The organism is Streptomyces sp. NPDC088707, assembly GCF_044752725.1.
Lineage (GTDB): Bacteria > Actinomycetota > Actinomycetes > Streptomycetales > Streptomycetaceae > Streptomyces.
Window position 1 is genome coordinate 108,520 of record NZ_JBIVLV010000009.1, and the last position, 21,254, is coordinate 129,773.

Annotated in this window: 20 protein-coding genes; 9 read left to right on the plus strand and 11 right to left on the minus strand. The window is 72.1% G+C overall.

Features of this window, described 5'->3' with window-relative positions:
- Positions 1-70: 70 nt before the first annotated feature.
- Complete coding sequence (locus tag ACIP84_RS25930; protein WP_401800701.1) at positions 71-1,414, minus strand: protein kinase; 1,344 nt, start codon at positions 1,412-1,414, stop codon at positions 71-73.
- 171 nt (positions 1,415-1,585) lie between these two features.
- On the opposite strand from ACIP84_RS25930, the gene ACIP84_RS25935 reads away from it, so the two are divergent.
- Entirely contained in the window at positions 1,586-2,941 is a 1,356-nt protein-coding gene (locus ACIP84_RS25935; RefSeq protein WP_355961843.1) for a M14 family metallopeptidase, read from the plus strand.
- 122 nt (positions 2,942-3,063) lie between these two features.
- Here ACIP84_RS25935 and ACIP84_RS25940 read toward each other — a convergent pair whose 3' ends face one another.
- The 4 genes from ACIP84_RS25940 to ACIP84_RS25955 form a co-directional block, all read right to left on the minus strand.
- Entirely contained in the window at positions 3,064-4,506 is a 1,443-nt protein-coding gene (locus tag ACIP84_RS25940) for a GntP family permease (protein ID WP_401800704.1), read from the minus strand.
- A gap of 141 nt (positions 4,507-4,647) precedes the next feature.
- Positions 4,648-5,082, minus strand: coding sequence for a RidA family protein (locus ACIP84_RS25945; RefSeq protein ID WP_355961838.1), 435 nt, complete (start codon positions 5,080-5,082; stop codon positions 4,648-4,650).
- Positions 5,079-5,840, minus strand: a complete 762-nt coding sequence (locus ACIP84_RS25950; RefSeq protein WP_355961835.1) for an IclR family transcriptional regulator — start codon at positions 5,838-5,840, stop codon at positions 5,079-5,081. The genes ACIP84_RS25945 and ACIP84_RS25950 overlap by 4 nt, the downstream gene beginning before the upstream one ends.
- A complete protein-coding gene (locus tag ACIP84_RS25955) occupies positions 5,837-6,871 on the minus strand; it encodes a sugar kinase (protein ID WP_401800708.1) in 1,035 nt (344 codons plus the stop codon). The genes ACIP84_RS25950 and ACIP84_RS25955 overlap by 4 nt, the downstream gene beginning before the upstream one ends.
- Before the next feature lie 124 nt (positions 6,872-6,995).
- Here ACIP84_RS25955 and ACIP84_RS25960 point away from each other — a divergent pair, with 124 nt between their 5' ends.
- A complete protein-coding gene (locus tag ACIP84_RS25960; protein ID WP_355961829.1) occupies positions 6,996-8,261 on the plus strand; it encodes an alanine racemase in 1,266 nt (421 codons plus the stop codon).
- An 11-nt stretch (positions 8,262-8,272) separates the two neighbouring features.
- The gene (locus ACIP84_RS25965; RefSeq protein WP_401800711.1) at positions 8,273-9,850 is read left to right on the plus strand and encodes an amidohydrolase family protein; all 1,578 of its coding nucleotides are present in this window, start codon (positions 8,273-8,275) and stop codon (positions 9,848-9,850) included.
- A 57-nt stretch (positions 9,851-9,907) separates the two neighbouring features.
- Here the strand turns inward: ACIP84_RS25965 and mptB are convergent, their stop codons facing one another.
- The gene (mptB, locus tag ACIP84_RS25970; protein WP_401800713.1) at positions 9,908-11,350 is read right to left on the minus strand and encodes a polyprenol phosphomannose-dependent alpha 1,6 mannosyltransferase MptB; all 1,443 of its coding nucleotides are present in this window, start codon (positions 11,348-11,350) and stop codon (positions 9,908-9,910) included.
- 143 nt (positions 11,351-11,493) lie between these two features.
- Between mptB and ACIP84_RS25975 the strand changes: the two genes are divergently transcribed.
- The 3 genes from ACIP84_RS25975 (at position 11,494) to ACIP84_RS25985 (ending at position 14,332) form a co-directional block, all read left to right on the plus strand.
- Positions 11,494-12,705 (plus strand): pyridoxal phosphate-dependent aminotransferase, encoded by a 1,212-nt coding sequence (locus ACIP84_RS25975; protein WP_073909900.1) that lies wholly within the window; start codon positions 11,494-11,496, stop codon positions 12,703-12,705.
- A 78-nt stretch (positions 12,706-12,783) separates the two neighbouring features.
- The gene (locus tag ACIP84_RS25980; protein WP_401800715.1) at positions 12,784-13,185 is read left to right on the plus strand and encodes a hypothetical protein; all 402 of its coding nucleotides are present in this window, start codon (positions 12,784-12,786) and stop codon (positions 13,183-13,185) included.
- A 217-nt stretch (positions 13,186-13,402) separates the two neighbouring features.
- Positions 13,403-14,332, plus strand: coding sequence for a poly-gamma-glutamate hydrolase family protein (locus tag ACIP84_RS25985; protein ID WP_401800716.1), 930 nt, complete (start codon positions 13,403-13,405; stop codon positions 14,330-14,332).
- Between the two features lie 138 nt (positions 14,333-14,470).
- Here ACIP84_RS25985 and ACIP84_RS25990 read toward each other — a convergent pair whose 3' ends face one another.
- Complete coding sequence (locus tag ACIP84_RS25990) at positions 14,471-16,294, minus strand: phosphoenolpyruvate carboxykinase (GTP) (RefSeq protein WP_401800718.1); 1,824 nt, start codon at positions 16,292-16,294, stop codon at positions 14,471-14,473.
- A gap of 196 nt (positions 16,295-16,490) precedes the next feature.
- Between ACIP84_RS25990 and ACIP84_RS25995 the strand changes: the two genes are divergently transcribed.
- Positions 16,491-17,192 (plus strand): hemolysin III family protein, encoded by a 702-nt coding sequence (locus ACIP84_RS25995; protein ID WP_401800721.1) that lies wholly within the window; start codon positions 16,491-16,493, stop codon positions 17,190-17,192.
- Positions 17,193-17,232: 40 nt separating this feature from the next.
- Here ACIP84_RS25995 and ACIP84_RS26000 read toward each other — a convergent pair whose 3' ends face one another.
- The 3 genes from ACIP84_RS26000 to ACIP84_RS26010 are packed head-to-tail and all read right to left on the minus strand — an operon-like array spanning position 17,233 to position 19,433.
- Positions 17,233-18,255 carry a glycoside hydrolase family 26 protein gene (locus ACIP84_RS26000; protein WP_401800723.1) on the minus strand — a complete coding sequence of 341 codons (1,023 nt, stop codon included), beginning with the start codon at positions 18,253-18,255 and terminating at the stop codon, positions 17,233-17,235.
- A 1-nt stretch (position 18,256) separates the two neighbouring features.
- Positions 18,257-18,910 (minus strand): vitamin K epoxide reductase family protein, encoded by a 654-nt coding sequence (locus ACIP84_RS26005; protein WP_355961810.1) that lies wholly within the window; start codon positions 18,908-18,910, stop codon positions 18,257-18,259.
- A gap of 19 nt (positions 18,911-18,929) precedes the next feature.
- Positions 18,930-19,433, minus strand: a complete 504-nt coding sequence (locus ACIP84_RS26010) for a DUF5949 family protein (protein WP_319310243.1) — start codon at positions 19,431-19,433, stop codon at positions 18,930-18,932.
- A gap of 148 nt (positions 19,434-19,581) precedes the next feature.
- Here ACIP84_RS26010 and ACIP84_RS26015 point away from each other — a divergent pair, with 148 nt between their 5' ends.
- The gene (locus ACIP84_RS26015; protein WP_355961808.1) at positions 19,582-19,995 is read left to right on the plus strand and encodes a tyrosinase family oxidase copper chaperone; all 414 of its coding nucleotides are present in this window, start codon (positions 19,582-19,584) and stop codon (positions 19,993-19,995) included.
- Positions 19,979-20,845, plus strand: coding sequence for a tyrosinase family protein (locus ACIP84_RS26020; RefSeq protein WP_401800727.1), 867 nt, complete (start codon positions 19,979-19,981; stop codon positions 20,843-20,845). Before ACIP84_RS26015 ends, ACIP84_RS26020 begins: the two co-directional genes overlap by 17 nt.
- A gap of 120 nt (positions 20,846-20,965) precedes the next feature.
- Here ACIP84_RS26020 and ACIP84_RS26025 read toward each other — a convergent pair whose 3' ends face one another.
- The gene (locus ACIP84_RS26025) at positions 20,966-21,241 is read right to left on the minus strand and encodes a chaplin (protein WP_030324043.1); all 276 of its coding nucleotides are present in this window, start codon (positions 21,239-21,241) and stop codon (positions 20,966-20,968) included.
- Positions 21,242-21,254 lie beyond the last annotated feature (13 nt).

The window sequence follows — 21,254 nt, forward strand, 5'->3', positions numbered from 1 at the left end:
CCGCGGCGCCGCCGGTCTCCCGGCGGCGCCGCGTCGTCTCCTCAGGCCTTCGGCCTCGGACCGGCGGACCTCACCTGGGCAGGAACCGGACCAGGACCCTGTCGAGCCCCCTGACCCACTCCTCGACCCTGGCCGCCCGGCGGCCGTCGATCTCGCAGAGGTAGCTGGTGCCGCCGTAGAGGTCGACGGCGATCCGCAGCGACCGTCCGCGCCGGGTCCGCTCGTACCGTACGGCTCCGATCTCGGCCCAGGTGAACTCGGCTTCGTCGTCGAGCAGCTGGAGGCAGATTCCGGCGCCGTCCACGACGATCCCGTACACGCTGTCGGCGGCCACGAAATCCGGCACGGGCTGCGGGGGCGCGGCGGGCGGCGGCGGGACCGGCTGCGGGACGAAGAAGGCGGGGGTCGGCGGGCCGAACCCCGGCGGGACCGAGTCGTGCGGAGCCGGGGGCGCGTACGGCGACGGCACCGCGGCCTGCGGCGGCACGGGCGTCGACGGGGCGGCGGCTCCCGGCGGTCCGTACGACGGCGGGACCGAGTCCTGCGGCGGCCCGAACCCCGGCGGGACCGGATGGCGCGGCGTGGCGGGCGCGTCGAGGACCGTCGGCGGCGGCACCGCCCCCGCGCCGTCCCGCGTCACCGCCTCGCCCAGCACGTCCAGGATCTCCTCCGGCGTCGGCCGTCCGGCCGGGTCCTTCGCGAGGCAGCGGCCCACGAGCCCGCGCAGGGACTCCGGCACGGAGGCGAGGTCCGGGCCCTCGTGCACGGCGCGGTACATGAGGCCCATCGGCGTGCCGTCCCCGAAGGGGCGGCCGCCCGCCGCGGCGACCAGCACCGCGCCCAGCGCGAAGACGTCCGCCGCGCCCGTGACCTCCTCGCCGAGGGCCTGTTCGGGGGCGAGGTAGCCGGGGGTGCCGAAGGCGGAGCCGGTGGCTGTGAGCCGGGTCGACTCCAGCGCGCGGGCGATGCCGAAGTCGAGGACGCGGGGGCCGTCGGGGGCCATGACGATGTTGCCGGGCTTGAGGTCGCGGTGGACGAGCCCGCAGGCGTGGATGGCCTCCAGGGCCTCGGCGAGCGCGGCGCCGAGCGAGCGCAGCCGTCCCTCGTCCATCGGGCCCTCGGCGGTGACGAGTGCCGAGAGGGTGGGGCCGGGGATGTAGGCGGTGGCGAGCCAGGGCGCCTCGGCGTCGGGGTCGGCGTCCACGACCTGGGCGGTGTGGAAGCCGCCGACCTGCCGGGCCGCGGCGACCTCGGCGCGGAAGCGCGCGCGGAAGGAGGGATCGGAGGCGAGTTCCGGCCGGGCCACCTTGACGGCCACGGCACGCCCGCCGCGCGATCGGGCCAGATAGACGGTGCCCATGCCGCCTTCGCCTAGCTTGTGCTCGATGACGTATCTACCGATGAGGGTCCCCACCGGGACAGTATGGCCGAACTCAGTATCTTGACCGGTCCATGACACAGCATCACCATGTGGCCGAACACGGAACACCGAACACGGTGCACCGAACGCAGAACGCAGAACACCGAACACAGAACACCCGCACGCGCTTGTCGCACCCCCCACCCTCCCCACCCAGGAGACAGCATGCGACGTTCTCTCCGCGGCAGAAGGTCCGCCACCCTCGCGGCCCTCGTGGCGCTCGCCCTCGCGGCGCCCCTGTCCGCCCTCACGACACCCGCCGGGGCCGACCCGTCGTCGGCCGCCGCCCGGCTCGCCGTCGGCGCCGACGAGGTGATCCGGCAGTACGAGGTCGCCGGACCCTCCACCCCGGCCGCCCGGAGCGCGCTGACCGCCACCGGTGTCTCGATCGACGAGGTCGACGCCCGGTCGGTCGTGGTCAGTGCCAACACCGAACAGCTGAGGAACCTCAAGGCGCTCGGCTACAAGCCGGTCGCCCTCCCCGGCCCGCCGGACCGGACCGCCGAGGGCGGCAAGGCGGCCGGCCCGCTCGACTTCCCCTCCGCCGACGCGAGGTACCACAACTACGCGGAGATGAACGCGGAGATCGACCAACGGCTCGCCTCCTACCCCTCGATCATGCGCAAGCAGGTGATCGGGAAGTCCTACCAGGGCCGGGACATCGTCGCCATCAAGATCAGCGACAACGTCGCCACCGACGAGGCCGAGCCCGAGGTCCTCTTCACCCACCACCAGCACGCCCGCGAGCACCTCACCGTCGAGATGGCGCTATACCTCCTCCGCGAGCTCGGCGCGGGGTACGGGAGCGACTCCAGGATCACCAACGCCGTGAACGGCCGCGAGATCTGGATCGTCCCGGACCTCAACCCGGACGGCGGCGAGTACGACATCGCGAGCGGTTCCTACCGCAGCTGGCGCAAGAACCGTCAGCCCAACTCCGGCTCCTCGTACGTCGGTACGGACATGAACCGGAACTGGAACTACAAGTGGGGCTGCTGCGGCGGCTCCTCCAGCTCCAAGAGCTCCGAGACGTACCGCGGCGCGGCCCCCGAGTCCGCCCCCGAGGTCAAGGTCGTCGCCGACTTCGTCCGCTCCCGGGTGGTCGGCGGCAAGCAGCAGATCACCGCGGCCATCGACTTCCACACGTACAGCGAGCTCGTGCTCTGGCCCTTCGGCTGGACCACGGCCAACACCGCGCCGGGCATGACGCTCGACGACCGGAACGCCTTCGCGGCGGTCGGCGGCAAGATGGCGGCCAGCAACGGCTACACGCCCGAGCAGTCCAGCGACCTCTACATCACGGACGGGTCGATCGACGACTACCTGTGGGGCTCGCAGCGGATCTTCGCGTACACCTTCGAGATGTACCCGTCCTCGTCCGGCGGCGGCGGCTTCTACCCGCCCGACGAGGTCATCGAGCGCGAGACGAGCCGCAACCGCGACGCCGTCCTGCAGCTCCTGGAGAACGCCGACTGCATGTACCGCTCGATCGGCAAGGAGGCGCAGTACTGCGCGGCCTGACGGCCCGTACGTGAACGGGGGGGGCGCCCCGGCGGGACCACCGCCGGGGCGCCCTCGCGCGTCGGACTCCGGACACCCGGCGCCCTCGCGCGTCAAACTCCGGACACCCGGTGCCCGCGCCCTCAGACGAACAGACTCAGCGCGGCTGCCACCCCGAAGCCGGCCAGGGAAAGCACCGACTCAAGCACCGTCCACGACTTCAGGGTGTCCCGTTCGGTGATGCCGAAGTACTTGGAGACGATCCAGAAGCCCCCGTCGTTGACGTGCGAGGCGAAGATCGAACCGGCCGAGATCGCCATGATGACCAGGGCCAGGAAGGCCTGCGAGTGGTCGCCGCCCTCGACGAGGGGCAGCACGATGCCGGCCGTGGTGACGATCGCGACCGTCGCCGAGCCCTGGGCGACGCGCAGCACCAGGGAGATCAGGTAGGCGAGCACGATGACGGGGAGACCGACGTCGTGGAAGGTGTCGGAGAGCGCCTGGGCGACGCCGCTCACCTTGAGGACCGCGCCGAAGACCCCGCCCGCGCCGACGACGAGCAGGATGTTGCCGACCGGCTTGAGGGAGGAGGTGGACACCTGCTCCAGGGACTTCCGGGACCAGCCGCTCCGGATGCCGAGCAGCCAGTACGCGAGGAAGAGCGCGAGCGTCAGCGCGACGAACGGGTTGCCGAAGAACTCGATGACGGAGCGGAGGGTGGATTCGTCCAGCGCGATGGAGGAGAAGGTCGCGGCGAGGATGAGGACCAGCGGCGTGCCGATGATGAGGAGCACGGTGGACAGGGCCACGGGCGCCTCGGTGCCGCCGGTCCGCTCGGCGGCGACCTTGGCCCTGGCCTCGTCGGCGGCCTCGACCATGTCCTGCGGGACCGCGACGAAGAGCCGGCGGCCGATCCAGCCGGCGTACGCCCAGGCCGCGAGCACGGCGGGGACGCCGACGAGGACGCCCATCAGGATGACCCAGCCGAGCGAGACGTGCAGGAGGCCGGCGGCGGCGACCGGTCCGGGGTGCGGCGGCAGGAAGGCGTGGGTCATGGAGAGGCCCGCGAGCAGCGGCATGGCGTAGAGCAGGATCGATTTGCCGGACCGCTTGGCGGCGGCGTACACGATCGGCGCGAGGACGAAGATGCCGACGTCGAAGAAGACCGGGATGCCGAAGATGAGTCCGGTGAGGCCCATGGCGAGGGGGGCGCGCTTCTCGCCGAAGAGGCCGAGGAGACGGCTGCTCAGCACCTCGGCGCCGCCGGAGACCTCCAGGATCGCGCCGAGCATGGTGCCGAGGCCGATGATGATCGCGACGTGGCCGAGGATGCCGCCCATGCCGGTCTCGATGACGGAGGTGGCGGCGGACTTCTGGACGGTGCCGAAGAGTTCGGTGACGGAGAGGCCGGCGGCGAGGCCGACACCGATGGAGACGGCGAGCAGCGCGACGAAGGGCTGGAGCCGGATCTTGATGATCAGCAGGAGCAGGACGGCGATGCCGAGGGCGGCGACGGTGAGCAGCCCGGCGGTGCCGGGTATCAGGTGGAGCAGTCCACCGGTGTGCGGGGGCGTGGCGGGGTTCATGGCGGGGGGAGGCCTCGCTTTTGGGTAGGGGGGAGCGCGGCACGGCGTTCCGGGGGAGAACGCCGTGCCGTGGAGCGGCTGGTTCAGGTGGATCGGTTCAGGTCCGTTCGGGCGCGTGGGCTCCGGCCGTACGTGCGGGGGTCAGCCGAGGACGGCGAGGGCGTCGATCTCGATGAGGAGGCCCTTGGGCAGACCGACGTAGACGGTGGTGCGGGCGGAGGCGGGGGCCTTGAGGCCCTGCTCCTCGAAGTACTGGTTGTAGATCGCGTTCATCTCGGCGAAGTGGTCCACGTCCGTCAGGTAGACGCGCATCATCATCACGTCGTCCCAGCTCGCGCCGCCCTCCTCCAGGATCGCCTTGACGTTGGCGAAGGTCTGGAGGGTCTGCTCCCGCAGGGTCGGTCCCGCGACGGTCGGGGCCTGGCCCTCGACGGCGGGCAGGAAGCCGACCTGGCCCGCGACCTGGAGGATGTTGCCCTTCTTCACGCCGTGCGAGAACTTCGCGGGCGGGGCGGTGTGGGTGGCGGGGGTGAGGGCGGTCTTCTCGGTCGACTGCGGGAGGTGCTGCTCGGTCATGCGCTGTCCTTGCTCGGGGAGGTGCCGGAGTACTCCCGGCTGATGGTGTCCGCGGTGCGGCGCACCTGCGGGAGGAGGGAGAGGAGTTCCTCGGCCGTGACGACCACGTTGGGCGCCGAGACCGACATCGCGGCGACGACGCGCCCGTCGGCGCCGCGGATGGGCGCGCCGACGCAGTTGATGGACTCCTCGTGGCCGCCGAGGTCGGTGGCCCAGCCCTGTTCGCGTACGGTCGCCAGCTCCTTGAGGAAGGCGGCGGCGTTCGGGGTCGAACGGGGCGTGTACGGGGGGTAGTCGAGCTTGCCGGCGAGGGCGCGGCGCTCGGGTTCGGGCAGGTCGGCGAGGAGCAGTTTGGCGACGGCGGCGACGGTGATCGCGACGGGCTTGCCGATGCGCGAGTACATGCGGACCGGGTAGCGGCTCTCGACCTTGTCGATGTAGAGGACCTCGCCCTCTTCGTAGACGGCGAGGTGGACGGTGTGGCCGATCCGTTCGTTGAGCGCGGCGAGGTGGGGGTGCGCGATCTCGCGGATGTCGAGGTTCTCGACGGCCTCCTGCGCGAGCGCGAAGAGGCGGGCGCCGAGCCGGTACCGCTGGTCCTGCTGGCGGTAGACGAGGCCGTGCTCGTGCAGGGTGCGCAGCAGCCGGAGGGCGGTGGACTTGTGGACGCCGAGCCGGTCGGCGACCTGTCCGAGGTCGGCGGGACCCTGCGCGAGCAAGGGCAGGATGCTGAGAGCCCGGTCGACGGTCTGGCTCATGGTGTACGTCCCTCCTGGTCGTCCCCCGTCCAGCCGGGGCCGAGCTGAAGTGTGCCCCAGGCGGTCGGGGCGAGGGCGGCGAGCCGGTCGGCGTGGGCGCGGCGGGGAGGTGCGGCCAGGTCGCCGGGGACGGTGAGGGCGGCGGCGGCCAGCAGGTGGCCGTGCCGGAGGCGGGCGGTGGCGTCGAGCCCGCGGAGGGTGGCGGAGAGGAATCCCGCGGCGAAGGCGTCTCCGGCGCCGACGGCGGCGACGACGTCGACGCGGGGGGCGGGCACGTGCACGACGGAGTCGGTGCCGGGGGCGGTGCGTTCGTGGACGGTCGCGCCGTCGGCGCCCCGTTTCACGACGAGGACGGCGGGTTCGGGGAGGGCCGCGCGGATCGTGGCGGGGTCGCCGAGGCCCCAGGCCTGTTCGGCCTCGTCGGCGCCGACGAAGACGAGGTCGGCCCGGCGGGCGAGCTCCAGGAGGACGGGGCCGGCGGTGGTGGCGCCGTCGTGCCACAGCCCGGGGCGGCAGTTGACGTCGAAGGAGACGAGGGGGCGGCCGGCCCGGGGTGCGGTGAGGGTGCGCATGAGGGCGAGGCAGTCGTCGGAGAGGGCGGCGGTGATGCCGGTGAGATGGAGGACGCGGGCGTCGGCGACGGTCTCGTACGGCACGGTGGCGGGCGACATCGCGGAGGCGGCCGATCCGGCGCGGTAGTAGACGACCTCGTGGGCGTCGGTGGCGCGGTCGGCGGCGGTGCGGAAGTAGACGCCGGTGGGTCGCCGCGGGTCGCGTTCGACGGCGGTGACGTCGACGCCGTAGGCGCCGATGGTCTCGACGAGGTGGTCACCGAATCCGTCGCGGCCGACGCGGCCGACCCAGCGGGTGCGGTGGCCGGCGGCGGCGAGGGCGCAGGCGACGTTGGACTCGGCGCCGCCGATCGCGCGCTCGAAGGCGGGGACGTCGGCGAGGCGGCCGGGTCGGGAGGGAAGGAAGGTGACCATGGACTCGCCGAGGCACACGACATCCACGGGCGGTTCTCCGGCCACTCTGGCGCTCCCTTGCGACTCTCGCGGGGTCCATTGACCCGGCCTTGGCCCGGATGCTAGACAGCATCGAGCGACATACGCAATGACTGTTGCACCCTTCGCAACGCTTCGATGAGGAGGCCTCATGCCCGACCTGGCGAACGAGCGCGTCGACCACCGCTTCAAGGCCCTGCCCCCGGACGCCGAGGGCCTGACCGTCGGCGAGCTCGCCGCCCAGCGGCGCAACCTCTTCACCGGTGGCTTCACCACCCCCGTCCTCGCCCTCTCGGCCGAGTCGGTCGAGCACAACCTCCGCCTCCTGGAGACGTACGCCGAGCGCCACGGCCTGGCCTTCGCCCCGCACGGCAAGACCTCCATGGCCCCCCAGCTCTTCGACCGGCAGCTGGCGCACGGCGCCTGGGGCATCACCGCCGCGGTGCCCCACCAGGCCCGCGTCTACCGGGCCCACGGCATCGCCCGGATCTTCCTCGCGAACGAGGTCGTCGACCCGGTCGCACTCCGCTGGGTCGCCGGCGAGCTCGACGCCGACCCGGACTTCCGCTTCCTCTGCTACGTCGACTCCGTGCGCGGCGTCGAGTTGATGGACGGGGCCCTGCGCGCCGCGGGCGCCACCCGCCCCGTGGACGTCGTCGTCGAGCTCGCGGCCGGCGCGACGGGGCGTACGGGCGTACGGACCGAGGCGGAGTGCGCGGCCGTCGCCGACGCGGTCGCGGCCGCCCCCACGCTGCGGCTCGTCGGCGTCGCCGGGTACGAGGGCACGATGCCCGGGGCCGACGGCGAGCGGGTCCGCGCGTGGCTGCACCGGCTGGTGGGGCTCGCGGCCGACTTCGACAAGGCCGGCCGCTTCGACCCCGCCATCGGCGAGATCGTGGTGAGCGCGGGCGGCAGCGAGTGGTTCGACGCGGTCGCGGACGTGTTCGCGGAGATCCCCGGACTCTCCCTGCCCGTCCTGAAGCTGCTGCGCTCCGGCGCGTACGTCTCGCACGACGACGGGCAGTACCGCGAGCGGACCCCCTTCAACCGGGTCCCGGAGGAGGGCGCCCTGGAGCCCGCGTTCCGCCTCTGGTCGCAGGTCGTCTCCCGACCCACTCCGGAGCAGGCGTTCACCAACGCCGGCAAGCGGGACGCCGCCCACGACCTGCACCTCCCCGAGGCGCAGGTGGTCCGTGACGCCCGCACCGGCGAGATCCGCCCCGCCGACGGCCTGACCGTCACCGGCCTCTCCGACCAGCACGCCTGGGTACGGACGGAGGAGGGCGCCGATCTGGAGGTCGGCGACTGGCTCGGCATGGGCCTGTCCCACCCGTGCACGATCTTCGACAAGTGGCAGCTGATCCCGCTGGTCGAGGCGGACGGCACGGTCGTCGACTACATCCGCACGTTCTTCTAGAAGGAGCCGGCATGGACCTCGTCTTCCGCGACGCGGAGGTCGTCGACGGCACCGGCGGCGCCTCGTACCGCGCCGACGTGGCGATCGAGGGCGGCCGGATCGCCGCGATCGTGAAGGAGGGCGCGGCGGCCGGCTGCCAGCGCCCCACCGCCCGCCGCGTCGTGGACGCCGAAGGCCTCGCCCTCTCCCCCGGCTTCATCGACATGCACGCCCACAGCGACCTCGCGCTGCTCCGCGACCCGGACCACAGCGCGAAGGCCGCGCAGGGCGTGACGCTCGAGGTGCTCGGCCAGGACGGCCTGTCGTACGCCCCCGTCGACGACCGGACGCTCGCCGAGGTACGGAAGGCGATCACCGGCTGGAACGGATCCGGCGACGACATCGACTTCGACTGGCGCACGGTCGGCGAGTACCTGGACCGGCTGGACCGGGGCATCGCCGTCAACGCCGCGTATCTGATCCCCCAGGGCACGGTCCGGATGTACGCCGTCGGCTGGGAGGACCGCCCGGCGACGGAGCCCGAGCTGGACCACATGCGCCGGCTGGTCGCGGAGGGCATGGAGCAGGGCGCGGTCGGCATGTCCTCCGGCCTGACCTACACGCCGGGGATGTACGCGAAGGACGCCGAGCTCACGGAGCTCTGCCGGGTCGTGGCGGGGTACGGCGGCTACTACTGCCCGCACCACCGCTCGTACGGGGCCGGCGCCCTGGAGGCGTACGGGGAGATGGTGCGGCTCACCCGCGAGGCGGGCTGCGCCCTCCACCTCGCCCACGCCACGATGAACTTCGGTGTGAACGAGGGCAGGGCCCCCGAACTCCTCGCCCTCCTGGACGAGGCCCTGGACGCGGGCTCGGACATCAGCCTCGACACGTACCCGTACACGCCCGGCTGTACGACCCTGGTGGCCGTGCTGCCGAGCTGGGCGAGCGAGGGCGGCCCGGAGGCGGTGCTCGCCCGGCTCCGGGACGACGGGACGGCGGAGCGCATCCGGCACCACCTGGAGGTCCTCGGCTCGGACGGCTGCCACGGCGTGCCGATGGACTGGGACACGATCGAGATCTCGGGAGTGTCGGAAGGGGCGCTCGCGGACTGGGTGGGGCGCCGGGTGGACGGCTGGGCGACGGCCCGCCGGCTCCTCCTGGAGGACCGGCTCGGGACGACGATCCTCCAGCACGTGGGCCACGAGGAGAACGTCCGGACGATCATGCGGCACCGGGTGCACACGGGCGGCTCGGACGGCATCCTGCAGGGCCTGAAGCCGCACCCGCGCGCGTACGGCACGTTTCCGCAGTACCTCGGACGGTACGTGCGGGACCTCGGCGTCCTCACCCTGGAGGAGTGCGTGGCCCACCTGACCTCCCGCCCGGCGGCCCGGCTGGGTCTGACCGACCGGGGTCTCGTCCGTGAGGGCCACCGCGCGGACCTGGTCCTGTTCGATCCGGAGACGGTGAGCGCGGGAGCGACGTACGCGTCCCCCCGCACCCTCCCGACGGGAATCCCCCACGTCCTGGTCGACGGCGAGTTCGTGATGGAGGACGGCAAGCGCACGTCGGCCCTGCCGGGCAGATCGGTACGCCGCACGCGCTGACGCGCGAAGGGGCCGGCGCCTCCACGCGCTGACGCGCGAAGGGGTGGCCCCCCGCCCCTATCGCCCGCTGCCCACGGGGTCGGCGCCCTCCAAGGCGTCGGCCCGCTCCACGTCTCCCGGCCACGGGTCCCGCCGCATCCACACCAGGCCCACCAGCAGCACCAATCCGGCCACCACGAACCCGTACCAGGGCGTCCGCCCGTCCAGCGCCGTCTCGTACACGAGCGCCGCCGAGAGCACCGCCGGCACCTGCCCCGCCCGCCCCCGCCAGGCGACCGCCGCCACCACGGCCGTCCCCCACAGCAGGTACCAGGGCTGCACCATCGGCGACAGCGCGACCAGGGCGACCAGCGCGAGCCCCAGCCCCAGCACCGGATCGAGCACCCCCCGCCAGGCCCGCCACGCGAGCACCAGGATGAGCACCACGGCGGCAAGCAGCCCGAGGTTCTGCACGGCCGCCTTGACCGGGTCGGGGTCGTCCCCGAGGAGCAGCCCGAGACCAAGGCCGAGATCGCTGCTCACGGACAGCGCGGTGTGAATGGTCCCGGCGACACTCTGCGTCCGCAGCCACCCGAACCCGGTCCCGGCGAGCACCGTCGCGACCGCCGCCACCGCGCCCGCCACGAGCCCCGGCAGCACGAGCCCCTTCGCCAGGCCCCGGGCACCGCCGCCGTCCCGCCGCGCGATCATCACGCCGATGAAGAGCAGCGCGACCGCCGCCGGCGACTTGACCGTCATCGCCAGGCCCACGAGGACGCAGCCGAGCACCCACCGGCCCCGCACGGCGAGCAGCACGCCCGCCAGCATGAGCCCGATCATCAGGCCGTCGTTGTGCGTGCCGCCGACGACGTGGATGAGGAGCAGCGGGTTGAGGGCGGCCAGCCACAGCGCCCCGTCGGGGCCCCCGCGTCCGCCTCCCAGCCCCCGGACGGCCCAGACGATCAGCGCGAGCGCGCCGACCGCGAGCAGCCGCATCCCGAGCACGGCGGGGACGATCTCACCCCCGGTCAGTCTCACGACCAGCTGCGCCAGGACCAGGAAGGCGGGCCCGTACGGCGCGGGGGTGTCGGTCCAGTGACCGCCGACGCTCGCGGCCGCGTCCGCCCCCAGGTCGCCGGGCCCGAGGACGGAGGGCCCGCCGCCGTACACGTCGTGCCCTTCGAGGACCATGGCGCCCTGCGCGATGTAGCTGTAGACGTCCTTGCTGTAGAGCGGCGGGGCGAGGAGCAGCGGCCCGGTCCACCAGGCGAGGGTGGCGAGCACCCCGTGCCGTACGCCCCGGGCGAGCAGCACGCCGTACCGCCACCAGGCGGCGACCAGCACCGTCAGGCCGAGGTACGCGAGGAGCGCGCCGGCGAGGGTGAGCGCGGAGCCGCGCGGCTCCCACAGCCCCCAGCCGCCCCGCACCGGCAGCGTCCCGGCGGCCCAGCCGCCCACGGCGACGGCGAGCGACCCGGCCGCGCCGAGCCACCGGCATCCGGAAGCAGTCAGAACCCACATGACGGGCCAACCTATCCCGCCGGCCGGAGGACCCCTATTCGGCGGCCCTCACCAGCGGAAAGCCCCGTCGCCACGCCCTCGCACCTGTCCGACGTGTCCCAGAACACGAAGCGTCCCGGCCGACCCGGCCGTAAGCTCTCGTCATGCAGGTGATCCAGTCCACGAAGCTCGCCAACGTCTGTTACGAAATCCGGGGTCCGGTGCTCGAAGAGGCGATGCGGCTGGAGGCTGCGGGTCATCGCATCCTCAAGCTCAACACGGGAAACCCGGCCGCCTTCGGCTTCGAGTGCCCGCCCGCCATCCTCGAGGACGTGCTGCGCAACCTCTCCGAGGCGCACGGCTACGGCGACGCGAAGGGGCTGCTCTCGGCCCGACGCGCGGTGATGAGCCACTACGAGACCAAGGGCATCCCGCTCTCCGTCGAGGACATCTACCTCGGCAACGGCGTCTCCGAGCTGATCCAGATGTCGATGCAGGCGCTGCTCGACGACGGCGACGAGGTCCTGGTGCCGGCCCCGGACTATCCGCTGTGGACGGCGTCGGTCTCGCTCGCGGGCGGTACGGCCGTGCACTACCGCTGTGACGAGCAGGCGGACTGGATGCCGGACCTGGCGGACATCGAGCGGAAGATCACCGATCGCACGAAGGCGATCGTGATCATCAACCCGAACAATCCGACGGGCGCCGTCTACGACGACGAGATGCTCCGCTCCCTCACGGAGATCGCCCGCCGCCACAACCTGGTCATCTGCTCGGACGAGATCTACGACAAGATCCTCTACGACGGTGCCACGCACACCCCCACCGCCGCGATCGCCCCAGACCTGCTCGTCCTGACGTTCAACGGGATGAGCAAGAACTACCGGGTGGCCGGTTTCCGCTCGGGCTGGCTGGCGGTCTGCGGCCCGAAGCACCACGCGTCCTCGTACATCGAGGGCCTCACGATCCTCGCCAACATGCGTCTCTGCGCGAACATGCCGGCGCAGCACGCGGTGGCCGCCGCGCTGCAGGGCCGGCAGTCGATCGAGGACCTGGTGCTGCCGGGCGGGCGGCTCCTGGAGCAGCGGGACACGGCGTACGAGCTGCTGACGCAGATCCCGGGCGTGACGTGTGTGAAGCCGAAGGGCGCGCTGTACCTGTTCCCGCGGCTCGACCCGAACGTCTACAAGATCAAGGACGACCGGCAGATGGTCCTGGACCTGCTGCGGGCCGAGAAGATCATGGTGGTGCACGGGACGGGCTTCAACTGGCACGAGCCCGATCACTTCCGGATCGTCACGCTGCCGGCGGCGGCGGACCTGGCGGACGCGGTGACCCGGATCGGCCGCTTCCTGGACGGCTACAGCCAGCCGTAGCGCGCCACGGCCGGACCCCGCTCAACTTTAGACTGAATCTAAGCTAGGATGGCTCCAGAGCACCCAGGAGGCCGTCCCATGTACGAACCGATCCGCACCAAGTCGGTCCACCGGATGGCCGACGACGCCCCCGACGCGTACCCGCACCGCTCCCGCGAGGAGGAGCTGGACATCCAGCTCGCCGGGCACCTCTCCGCCCTGCTCGCCGTCACCGACGAGCTCGGCGACACCGAGGCCGGGGAACTGATCGCCCGGCAGGTGGCGCGGCTGCGCGGCGCACCGCCCGCGCGGCACGCGGCTCTGAGCGGTTCCTCCGCGCCGGACCTGCACCGCAGGGCCCACGCCCTCGCGGGCCGCGCCCTGGTCGTCGCCGCCTCACGGGCCGACACCGCCGCCGCCATCCTCGCCGCGGAGCGCATGGACGCGCACACCGCCGCACTGGCCGGGGAACCCGCCCTGGCCTCGGCCGGCACCCCCTGACGGCCCCGGTCCGCGCGGCACGAACCGCACGGACCGGGCGCCACCCACCCGGCTGCGCGCCGAAGTCGCGCAGAAGACGAAGGCGACGACGGCCCCGCTGCGGCCCTTCCACTCTGACGGCGATCGCCGCCGCACTCCAGGAGGCGGAGGCGGTCCGGCAGCAGATTCACACCCGGTACGGGGAGGGGCGCGACGGGTGATCAGTTATGTTCCGCGCATGACTTCTTCTGATCACACCACGTCCCGCCGCACCGTGCTGACCGCCCTGGCCGCCGCGGCCACGGTCGGCGGCCCGATCCTTTCCCAGCTCGCCACGGCGGCCCCGGCTGCTGCCGCCCCGGCCGCCGACGCCACGCTTCCGGACCCGCTCGAGTACCCCTCGAACACCGCGCTCTACCAGGACACGAACCTCGTCGAGGGCACCTCGTACAGCCGTCGTTACCGCCGCCACCAGCAGTTCGACCTCAAGATGAGCGAGAAGTACGACTTCCCGCGCACCGCGGTCCTCGCGCTGCACGGCGGTGGCATCGAGATCGGCACGACCGAACTGTGCCTGGGCATCGCCGGATACAGCCCGAGCGACTCCGCGGGCGCCCCGATCCTGCCGACGGTGCACGACTACTTCATGTTCGAGGGCCTGCTCTCCCAGGGCAACCGCGCCCTGCACGTCACCTCGAAGAACTGCGACGACCACGTCGCCCTGTCGACCGCGGCGAGCCACCTCAACGTGCTGTCCCTGCACGGCTGCCAGTTCGACCAGTTGAAGCTGCCCGCGGCCACCTTCCCGTCGGCCGGCAACCGCGCCGTCGCCGTCGTCGGTGGTCTCAACGCCGACTTCCGCACGGCCCTGGTGACGGAGATCAAGAACGCCGGCTTCCAGGCGGTCGACGCCTTCGACTCCCGGTACTCCGCCACGCTCGGCGAATTCAACGGCAGCCACGTCAGCAACCCCTGCAACCTGACGATGCTCAGGAAGGGCGCCCAGCTGGAGCTGACCACGGAGCTGCGCGAGAGCCTCTTCGGCGACTCCTCCTCCCGCTCCGCCCGCGCGGCCACCTGGAACGCGTCGGGCGGCCGTTTCGAGAGCTTCCGCGACGCCTGCCGCAGAGCGATCGCGACCGTCGAGGCCGGCCAGCCCATCCTCTGACCCGGACGGCGGCGGACATGCGCCGGCCCCCGGAGCCTGAGGGGGCTCCGGGGGCCGGTTGCGTCGTGGTGGGCCGTCGTGACCCCACTGGTCAGGGCGGTATCTCGGGGCAACCCACCACGAGTCTGCGGGGCGGGATCAGCCCAGGCGCTCGACGAGGGCGCGGTACTGGTCCCACAGCTCCTTCGGCGTGTGGTCGCCGAAGGTGTTGAGGTGGTCGGGGACGAGGGCGGCTTCCTCGCGCCACACGTCACGGTCGACCTTGAGGAGGAACTCGAGGTCCTCGGCCGGCAGGTCGAGGCCCTCGGTGTCGAGGGACTCGGCGGTCGGCAGGATGCCGATCGGGGTCTCGACGCCCTCGGCCTTGCCCTCCAGGCGCTCGACGATCCACTTCAGGACGCGGCTGTTCTCGCCGAAGCCCGGCCAGACGAACTTGCCGGCGTCGTTCTTGCGGAACCAGTTCACGTAGTAGATCTTCGGGAGCTTCGCGGCGTCCGCGGTGGCACCGACCTTGACCCAGTGGGCCATGTAGTCGCCCATGTTGTAGCCGCAGAACGGCAGCATGGCGAAGGGGTCGCGGCGCAGCTCGCCGACCTTGCCCTCGGCGGCGGCGGTCTTCTCGGAGGCGACGTTCGCGCCGAGGAAGACGCCGTGGTTCCAGTCGAAGGACTCGGTGACCAGCGGGACGGCGGAGGCGCGGCGGCCACCGAAGAGGATCGCCGAGATCGGGACGCCCTTGGTGTCCTCCCACTCGGGGGCGATCGTCGGGCACTGCCCGGCCGGGACGGTGAAGCGGGCGTTCGGGTGGGCGGCCGGCGTCTCGGACTCCGGCGTCCAGTCGTTGCCCTTCCAGTCCGTGAGGTGCGCGGGGGCCGTCTCGGTCATCCCCTCCCACCACACGTCGTTGTCGTCGGTGAGGGCGACGTTGGTGAAGACCGAGTTGCCCCAGAGGGTCTTCATGGCGTTGGCGTTGGTGTGCTCGCCGGTGCCGGGCGCGACGCCGAAGAAGCCGGCCTCGGGGTTGATCGCGTAGAGGCGACCGTCCTCGCCGAAGCGCATCCAGGCGATGTCGTCGCCGATGGTCTCGACGGTCCAGCCGGAGATCGTGGGCTCCAGCATGGCCAGGTTCGTCTTGCCGCAGGCGGACGGGAACGCCGCGGCGACGTACTTCGCCTCGCCCTGCGGCGGGGTGAGCTTGAGGATCAGCATGTGCTCGGCGAGCCAGCCCTCGTCACGGGCCATCACGGAGGCGATGCGGAGCGCGTAGCACTTCTTGCCGAGCAGGGCGTTGCCGCCGTAGCCGGAGCCGTACGACCAGATCTCGCGGCTCTCGGGGAAGTGCGAGATGTACTTGGTGGAGTTGCAGGGCCACGGCACGTCCTCCTGGCCCTCCTCCAGGGGGGCGCCGAGGGTGTGGACGGCCTTGACGAAGAAGCCGTCGGTGCCGAGCTCGTCGAGGACGGCCTGTCCCATGCGGGTCATGGTGCGCATGGAGACGGCGACGTACGCGGAGTCGGTGATCTCGACGCCGATGGCGGAGAGCGGGGAGCCGACCGGGCCCATGCAGAAGGGCACGACGTACATGGTGCGGCCACGCATCGAGCCGCGGAAGATGCCCTTCTCGCCCGCGAAGATCTCCTTCATCTCCGCCGGGCCCTTCCAGTGGTTGGTCGGGCCCGCGTCCTCCTCCTTCTCGGAGCAGATGAAGGTCCGGTCCTCGACGCGCGCGACGTCGGTCGGGTCGGAGGCGGCGTAGTACGAGTTCGGGCGCTTCACCGGGTCGAGCTTCGTGAAGGTTCCCCTGGCGACGAGCTCCTCGCACAGGCGCTCGTACTCGGCCTCGGAGCCGTCGCACCAGACGATGTCGTCCGGCTGGGTGATCTCCGCGATCTCGTTCACCCAGGAGACGAGCTCCTGGTGCTGGGTCGGAAGGGTCTGGGGAGCCGCGTTGTCGCGCGCCACGATTGCTCCTTGTAGAGGGGTTTTTTGGTGTGTGCCCCGTGGGGGCCGCGACCCGGATGCTTCGTAGCTGCTCATCCGGTGCCGACCGCACTCATTTGATCATCCGACGGATCCGCCCATATGTCCAGGGGCACGCACACGTGAGCATCGCCACTCATATTCGCGACCTACGGGGCCGTAGGTACGATTCGGTCCCATGACTGCAGCCACACCGGAAGTGACCCCGATCGAGCAGGATCCGATCGGACAGGCACCCTCGCTCCCGCTGAAACCACGGCTCAGAGGCTGGCTGCACGCCGGCATGTTCCCCGCCGTGATCGTCGCCGGCCTGGTCCTGGTCGCCCTCTCCGACTCACCCCGCGCCCGCGTCGCCTGCGGGATCTACGTCCTCACCGCCTGCCTGCTCTTCGGCATCAGCGCGCTGTACCACCGCGGCGACTGGGGCCCGCGCGGCGAGGCCGTCCTCCGGCGCCTCGACCACGCCAACATCTTCCTGATCATCGCGGGCACCTACACCCCGCTCACCCTGCTGCTGCTCCCCGACTCCACCGGCCGGCCGCTCATGTGGGCGGTCTGGGCGGCGGCCCTCGCCGGCATCGCCTTCCGGGTCTTCTGGGTCGGCGCCCCGCGCTGGCTGTACACGCCCTGCTACATCGCGATGGGCTGGGCCGCGGTCTTCTTCCTGCCCGACTTCATGCGCGCGGGCGGCATCGCCGTCCTCGTCCTCGTCATCGTCGGCGGACTGCTCTACAGCGCGGGCGGCGTCATCTACGGCATCAAGCGCCCGAACCCCTCACCGCGCTGGTTCGGCTTCCACGAGGTCTTCCACTCGCTGACGCTGGCCGCCTTCACCGTCCACTACGTCGGCATCTCCCTGGTGGCCTACCAGCACTCCTGACCCGACACCGGGATGGCGTACGGGAACGGGGCCGGCTCCCTCAGGGGCCGGCCGGCCCTCCCAGCGCCTTCCGCACCACCCGCGCCGACTCGGGATTCTCGGCGCACCCCCACACCCCGTGCGGGCAGTAGTCGGTGACCGTCTGGTAGACGGGCCGGTGGGCCGCGAACCAGTCCAGCATCCCGCGCACGTACACCGGGTTGTCGCCGTTCCGGAAGAGTCCCCACTCCGGGTACGAGACCGGCTTGCCGTGCGCCGCCGCGAACCGCACATGATGGGCGAGCCCGTACTCCTCGGCCACCTGGCCCTCGAAGGAGAGCCCCGCGGGCTGGTCGTACGCGTCCATCCCGATGATGTCGACGACGTCGTCCCCCGGGTAGCAGCGCGGCCACTCCACGGCGTCCCGCCCCCGGCTAGGCGTGAAGTCGAAGCGGAACCGCTGCCCCGCCACCCCCCGCAGCACCTCGACCACCCGGCGCCAGTACGCCTTCCAGGCCTCCGGGTCCGGCCCGCAGCGATGGCTGTACGTGGTGCCGTTCATCTCCCAGCCGAGCACCAGGACCGCCTCCCCGAGCCCGTGCTCCACCAGCCGCTCCCCCAGCGTCCGGAAGTGCCCGTCGAAGGCCCCGGCCGCGCCGCTCCGCAGCCCCGCCCGCACCTCGGCGTCGGGCAGCCCCGCCTCGCTGCGGTCCATCATCGGCACGTTGAGCACGAAGAGACGCCCCGGCCGCGCCTCCTTCCAGCGCGCCCAGGGCCCGAAGAGCGCCGGATGACCCTCGATGTTGGACCAGCGGTCGCCCGGCAGATAGGTGTGCCCGACCGTCAGCGACTCGCCGCCGAGCCAGGCCTGCGCCTGGGCGATCCTGCGCACCCCGGCCTCGTCGGAGCCGGTGAAGAACCCGGACGGCACCCCGGGCAGCGGCGCCGGGTCCGGCTCGGGCTCGGCCCTGGTGCCGGTGTGCCGGTCGCCGGGGGCGAGCCGTTCGTACGGCAGCAGGAGCACGAGAACGGCCGCGAGCAGCACGACGAGTGCGGCCCGCGGCCCGGGAAGGAGACGGCTCACGTCAGCTCGTCCAGAATTCCCACCAGCGGGTCAGGATCAGCATCCCGATGATCCCGATGTGCAGGACGGGCAGGGCGAAGGTGAACTCGCCGAGGAAGGTCCGCACGCCCGCCGGAGCCGGGACCACACCGTGCCGGACGTTGTGCGCGGTGACGTACCAGAACATGACGATGGTGGCGACCCAGGCCAGGCAGCACCACAGGCAGAGCGCGTTGATCTCGTACAGCGACTGGTACATCAGCCAGGTGCAGAAGCCGACGCCGAAGAGCATGCCGGCGTTGAGACCGAGCCAGAGCCAGCCCCGGTAGCGGGCCCCGGCGAGGAGCCCGGCACCGAGGGCGACGACGACGGCGTACGTGACGAGGCCGAGCATCGGGTTGGGGAAGCCGAAGACCCCCGCCTGCTCGCTCTTCATGATGTTGCCGCAGGACACGACCGGGTTGAGGCTGCACCCGGGCTGGAAGCCGGGGTCCTCCAGCAGCTTGAACTTGTCGATCGTGATCACCCAGCCGGACAGCACGCCCGCCGCTCCGGTGATCATCAGCATCCAGGCGAAGGCCCGGCTCCCGCCGACCGTCCCCGCGGTCTCCCGCGCGGACTCCTCCCGCTCCTGCCGCTGCTCCGGCACCCCGCCCCGTACGTTCACCGTCGCCATGGCGCGACCCCCTTCCCGCTCAGCCCTGCAGACGCCGGACGGGCATGAGGACGTGGGCGCTCTCCTTGAGCATCTCCTCGTCGGAGACGAACGCCCGCAGCCGCGCCTCGTCGACCGGCTGACCGGGGACCGCCTCGGGCCAGGGCCGCACGGAGCAGATCAGGTAGACCTGGCCGCGCTCGCGGGCCGCCTCCTGCCACTCGTCGGGGACCGGGCACTGCACCTTCAGGAACGGCAGGTTGAGGACGGCGGAGCCGCCCTCGACGAGCAGCGAGGCGGTGATCCCGGCGTCCTTGTCCAGATCGAAGAGCCGGTCGCCGACGGAGAGGCCCATGGCCTCGAGGGCGGTCCGCATCGCCTGCTGACCCGCCTCCGGCCCGTCCCGGCCGTCGCCGAGCGAATACGCCATGAGAAACGGCGTACCGGCCGCATCGGCGGAGGGCTCGCTGGCCCACGGAATCACCGTGAGAGTTCCCAGCGGAGAGGCGCTGCGCGCCGAGGAAACGACGTTGGAAGTGGTCATGAATCGGATGCTAGTGCTCCAACCGCCCTTTCCCCGCGCCGTTTTCACTCGAACGGCCGACATTCACGCCGCTGGCATTTCCGCCGCAACGAACCCGGGTTTTCATCGTTGTGCCCTGAGGGCTCCCCCGACCCCGAGGAGATCACTCATGATCGTCCCGCGCCGCGTCGCCTTGCGCTCCCTCTTCGCGCTGGCCGTCACCGCTTTCACGGGGGGCGCCCTCGGCCGCATCACGACCCGCCCACCCTCCGGAGCACCCGCGGGGAACGCGCGCGACCCGCACGCCTTCGACGAGATGTACGGGGGCCGTCACCTCCTGGGCTTCTCCGGCCCCGAGGGCGAGCCGGTGGCCCTCGTCGACGGCCGGCCGCTGCATCTGATGCGCTGCGCCGACGGCGGTTTCGTCACCCCGATCGACCACTACGAGTCCTGCCCGACGCCGCTGGCGGCCGTCCGCGCGGCCGTGGACGAGCTGGGCACCGCCCGGCTCTCCCCGCTCGCCGCGGCCCATGGCGTCCACACCGACCCGACGGGAGGGAGCCCGCGTGGTGTACACGCGTAAGAACCAGCGCGATCTGACCGGCGCCGAGCGCCGGAAGTTCGTCGCCGCCGTTCTGGAGCTCAAGCGGACGGGTGCGTACGACCGCTTCGTCCGCACCCACATCGACCACTACACGGCCGACGGGGAGGGCCGGCTCCGGGTCGCCCACATGACGCCGAGCTTTCTGCCCTGGCACCGGAAGTTCCTGCTGGAGTTCGAGACGGCCCTGCGCCGGATCGACCCGACGGTCTCCGTGCCGTACTGGGACTGGACCCGCGACAACAGTCCGGCGTCCTCGCTCTGGGGCGAGGACTTCCTGGGCGGCAACGGCCGCCGGGCCGACCTCCAGGTGATGACCGGCCCCTTCGCGCACTCCGCCGGACGCTGGACGATCACCCAGTCGATGACCGAGGAGCGCTTCCTGACCAGGGACTTCGGCCGCCCCCACGACCCGATCGCGCTGCCGACGCAGGCCCAGCTCGACGAGGTGATGCGGGAGCGGGTGTACGACGTGACGCCCTGGAACTCGACGAGCGCCTCCGGCTTCCGCAACCGCCTGGAGGGCTGGGCGCCGGGCCGGGGCAACGAACGGTTCCGCATCCACAACCGGGTGCACCGCTGGGTCGGCGGTCTGATGCTCGGCGGCGGCTCCGTGAACGACCCGGTGTTCTGGCTGCACCACGCGTTCGTCGACCTGGTCTGGTCGCGCTGGCAGCAGCGCAACCCGGGGGCCGCGTACCTCCCGGCGGAGCCGCCGCCGCTCGGGGACGCGCAGTACCGCAAGGTCGTGGCCCGGCACGAGCCGATGGCGCCCTGGGGTGTGACGCCGACGTCGATGTTCGACCACAGCCGGATCTACCGGTACGCCTGAGGGGCCCCCGAGGCCCGGGCGGCCCCCGAGGCCCGGGCTGCCCGCCGGAGGCGCCCGTACCCCGCACACACGTGTCCCCCCGACCCGGCCGGGTCGGGGGGACACGGTCGTGACGGGGGATCAGCCGCCGTAGCCGCCGTCACCGTTGTCGTGGCCGTCGGCGTTGATGCAGGTGTTGCCGAACGCCGGGTTCAGCAGACCGATGACGTTGACGGTGTTGCCGCAGAGGTTGACCGGGACGTGGACCGGGACCTGGACGACGTTGCCGGAGGCGACACCGGGCGAGTGGGCGGCGACGGCCTCGGCGCCCGAGTCGGCGACGGCCAGGCCGGCTCCGCTGAGGGCAACGGCACCCGTGCCGGCGAGAACAGCGGCAGCCTTCGCGATGCGAGACATCAAGAACTCCTTG

Excerpts from the sequence above, each read along its gene's own strand:
- ACIP84_RS25975 (WP_073909900.1), top strand. The coding sequence starts at position 11,494 with ATGCAGGTGATCCAGTCCACGAAGCTCGCCAACGTCTGTTACGAAATC.
- ACIP84_RS25945 (WP_355961838.1), bottom strand. The coding sequence starts at position 5,082 with ATGACCGAGCAGCACCTCCCGCAGTCGACCGAGAAGACCGCCCTCACC.
- ACIP84_RS25940 (WP_401800704.1), bottom strand. The coding sequence starts at position 4,506 with ATGAACCCCGCCACGCCCCCGCACACCGGTGGACTGCTCCACCTGATA.
- ACIP84_RS26025 (WP_030324043.1), bottom strand. The coding sequence starts at position 21,241 with ATGTCTCGCATCGCGAAGGCTGCCGCTGTTCTCGCCGGCACGGGTGCC.
- ACIP84_RS25965 (WP_401800711.1), top strand. The coding sequence starts at position 8,273 with ATGGACCTCGTCTTCCGCGACGCGGAGGTCGTCGACGGCACCGGCGGC.
- ACIP84_RS25960 (WP_355961829.1), top strand. The coding sequence starts at position 6,996 with ATGCCCGACCTGGCGAACGAGCGCGTCGACCACCGCTTCAAGGCCCTG.
- ACIP84_RS25985 (WP_401800716.1), top strand. The coding sequence starts at position 13,403 with ATGACTTCTTCTGATCACACCACGTCCCGCCGCACCGTGCTGACCGCC.
- mptB (WP_401800713.1), bottom strand. The coding sequence starts at position 11,350 with ATGTGGGTTCTGACTGCTTCCGGATGCCGGTGGCTCGGCGCGGCCGGG.
- ACIP84_RS25950 (WP_355961835.1), bottom strand. The coding sequence starts at position 5,840 with ATGAGCCAGACCGTCGACCGGGCTCTCAGCATCCTGCCCTTGCTCGCG.
- ACIP84_RS26010 (WP_319310243.1), bottom strand. The coding sequence starts at position 19,433 with ATGACCACTTCCAACGTCGTTTCCTCGGCGCGCAGCGCCTCTCCGCTG.
- ACIP84_RS25935 (WP_355961843.1), top strand. The coding sequence starts at position 1,586 with ATGCGACGTTCTCTCCGCGGCAGAAGGTCCGCCACCCTCGCGGCCCTC.
- ACIP84_RS26015 (WP_355961808.1), top strand. The coding sequence starts at position 19,582 with ATGATCGTCCCGCGCCGCGTCGCCTTGCGCTCCCTCTTCGCGCTGGCC.
- ACIP84_RS26005 (WP_355961810.1), bottom strand. The coding sequence starts at position 18,910 with ATGGCGACGGTGAACGTACGGGGCGGGGTGCCGGAGCAGCGGCAGGAG.
- ACIP84_RS25980 (WP_401800715.1), top strand. The coding sequence starts at position 12,784 with ATGTACGAACCGATCCGCACCAAGTCGGTCCACCGGATGGCCGACGAC.
- ACIP84_RS25995 (WP_401800721.1), top strand. The coding sequence starts at position 16,491 with ATGACTGCAGCCACACCGGAAGTGACCCCGATCGAGCAGGATCCGATC.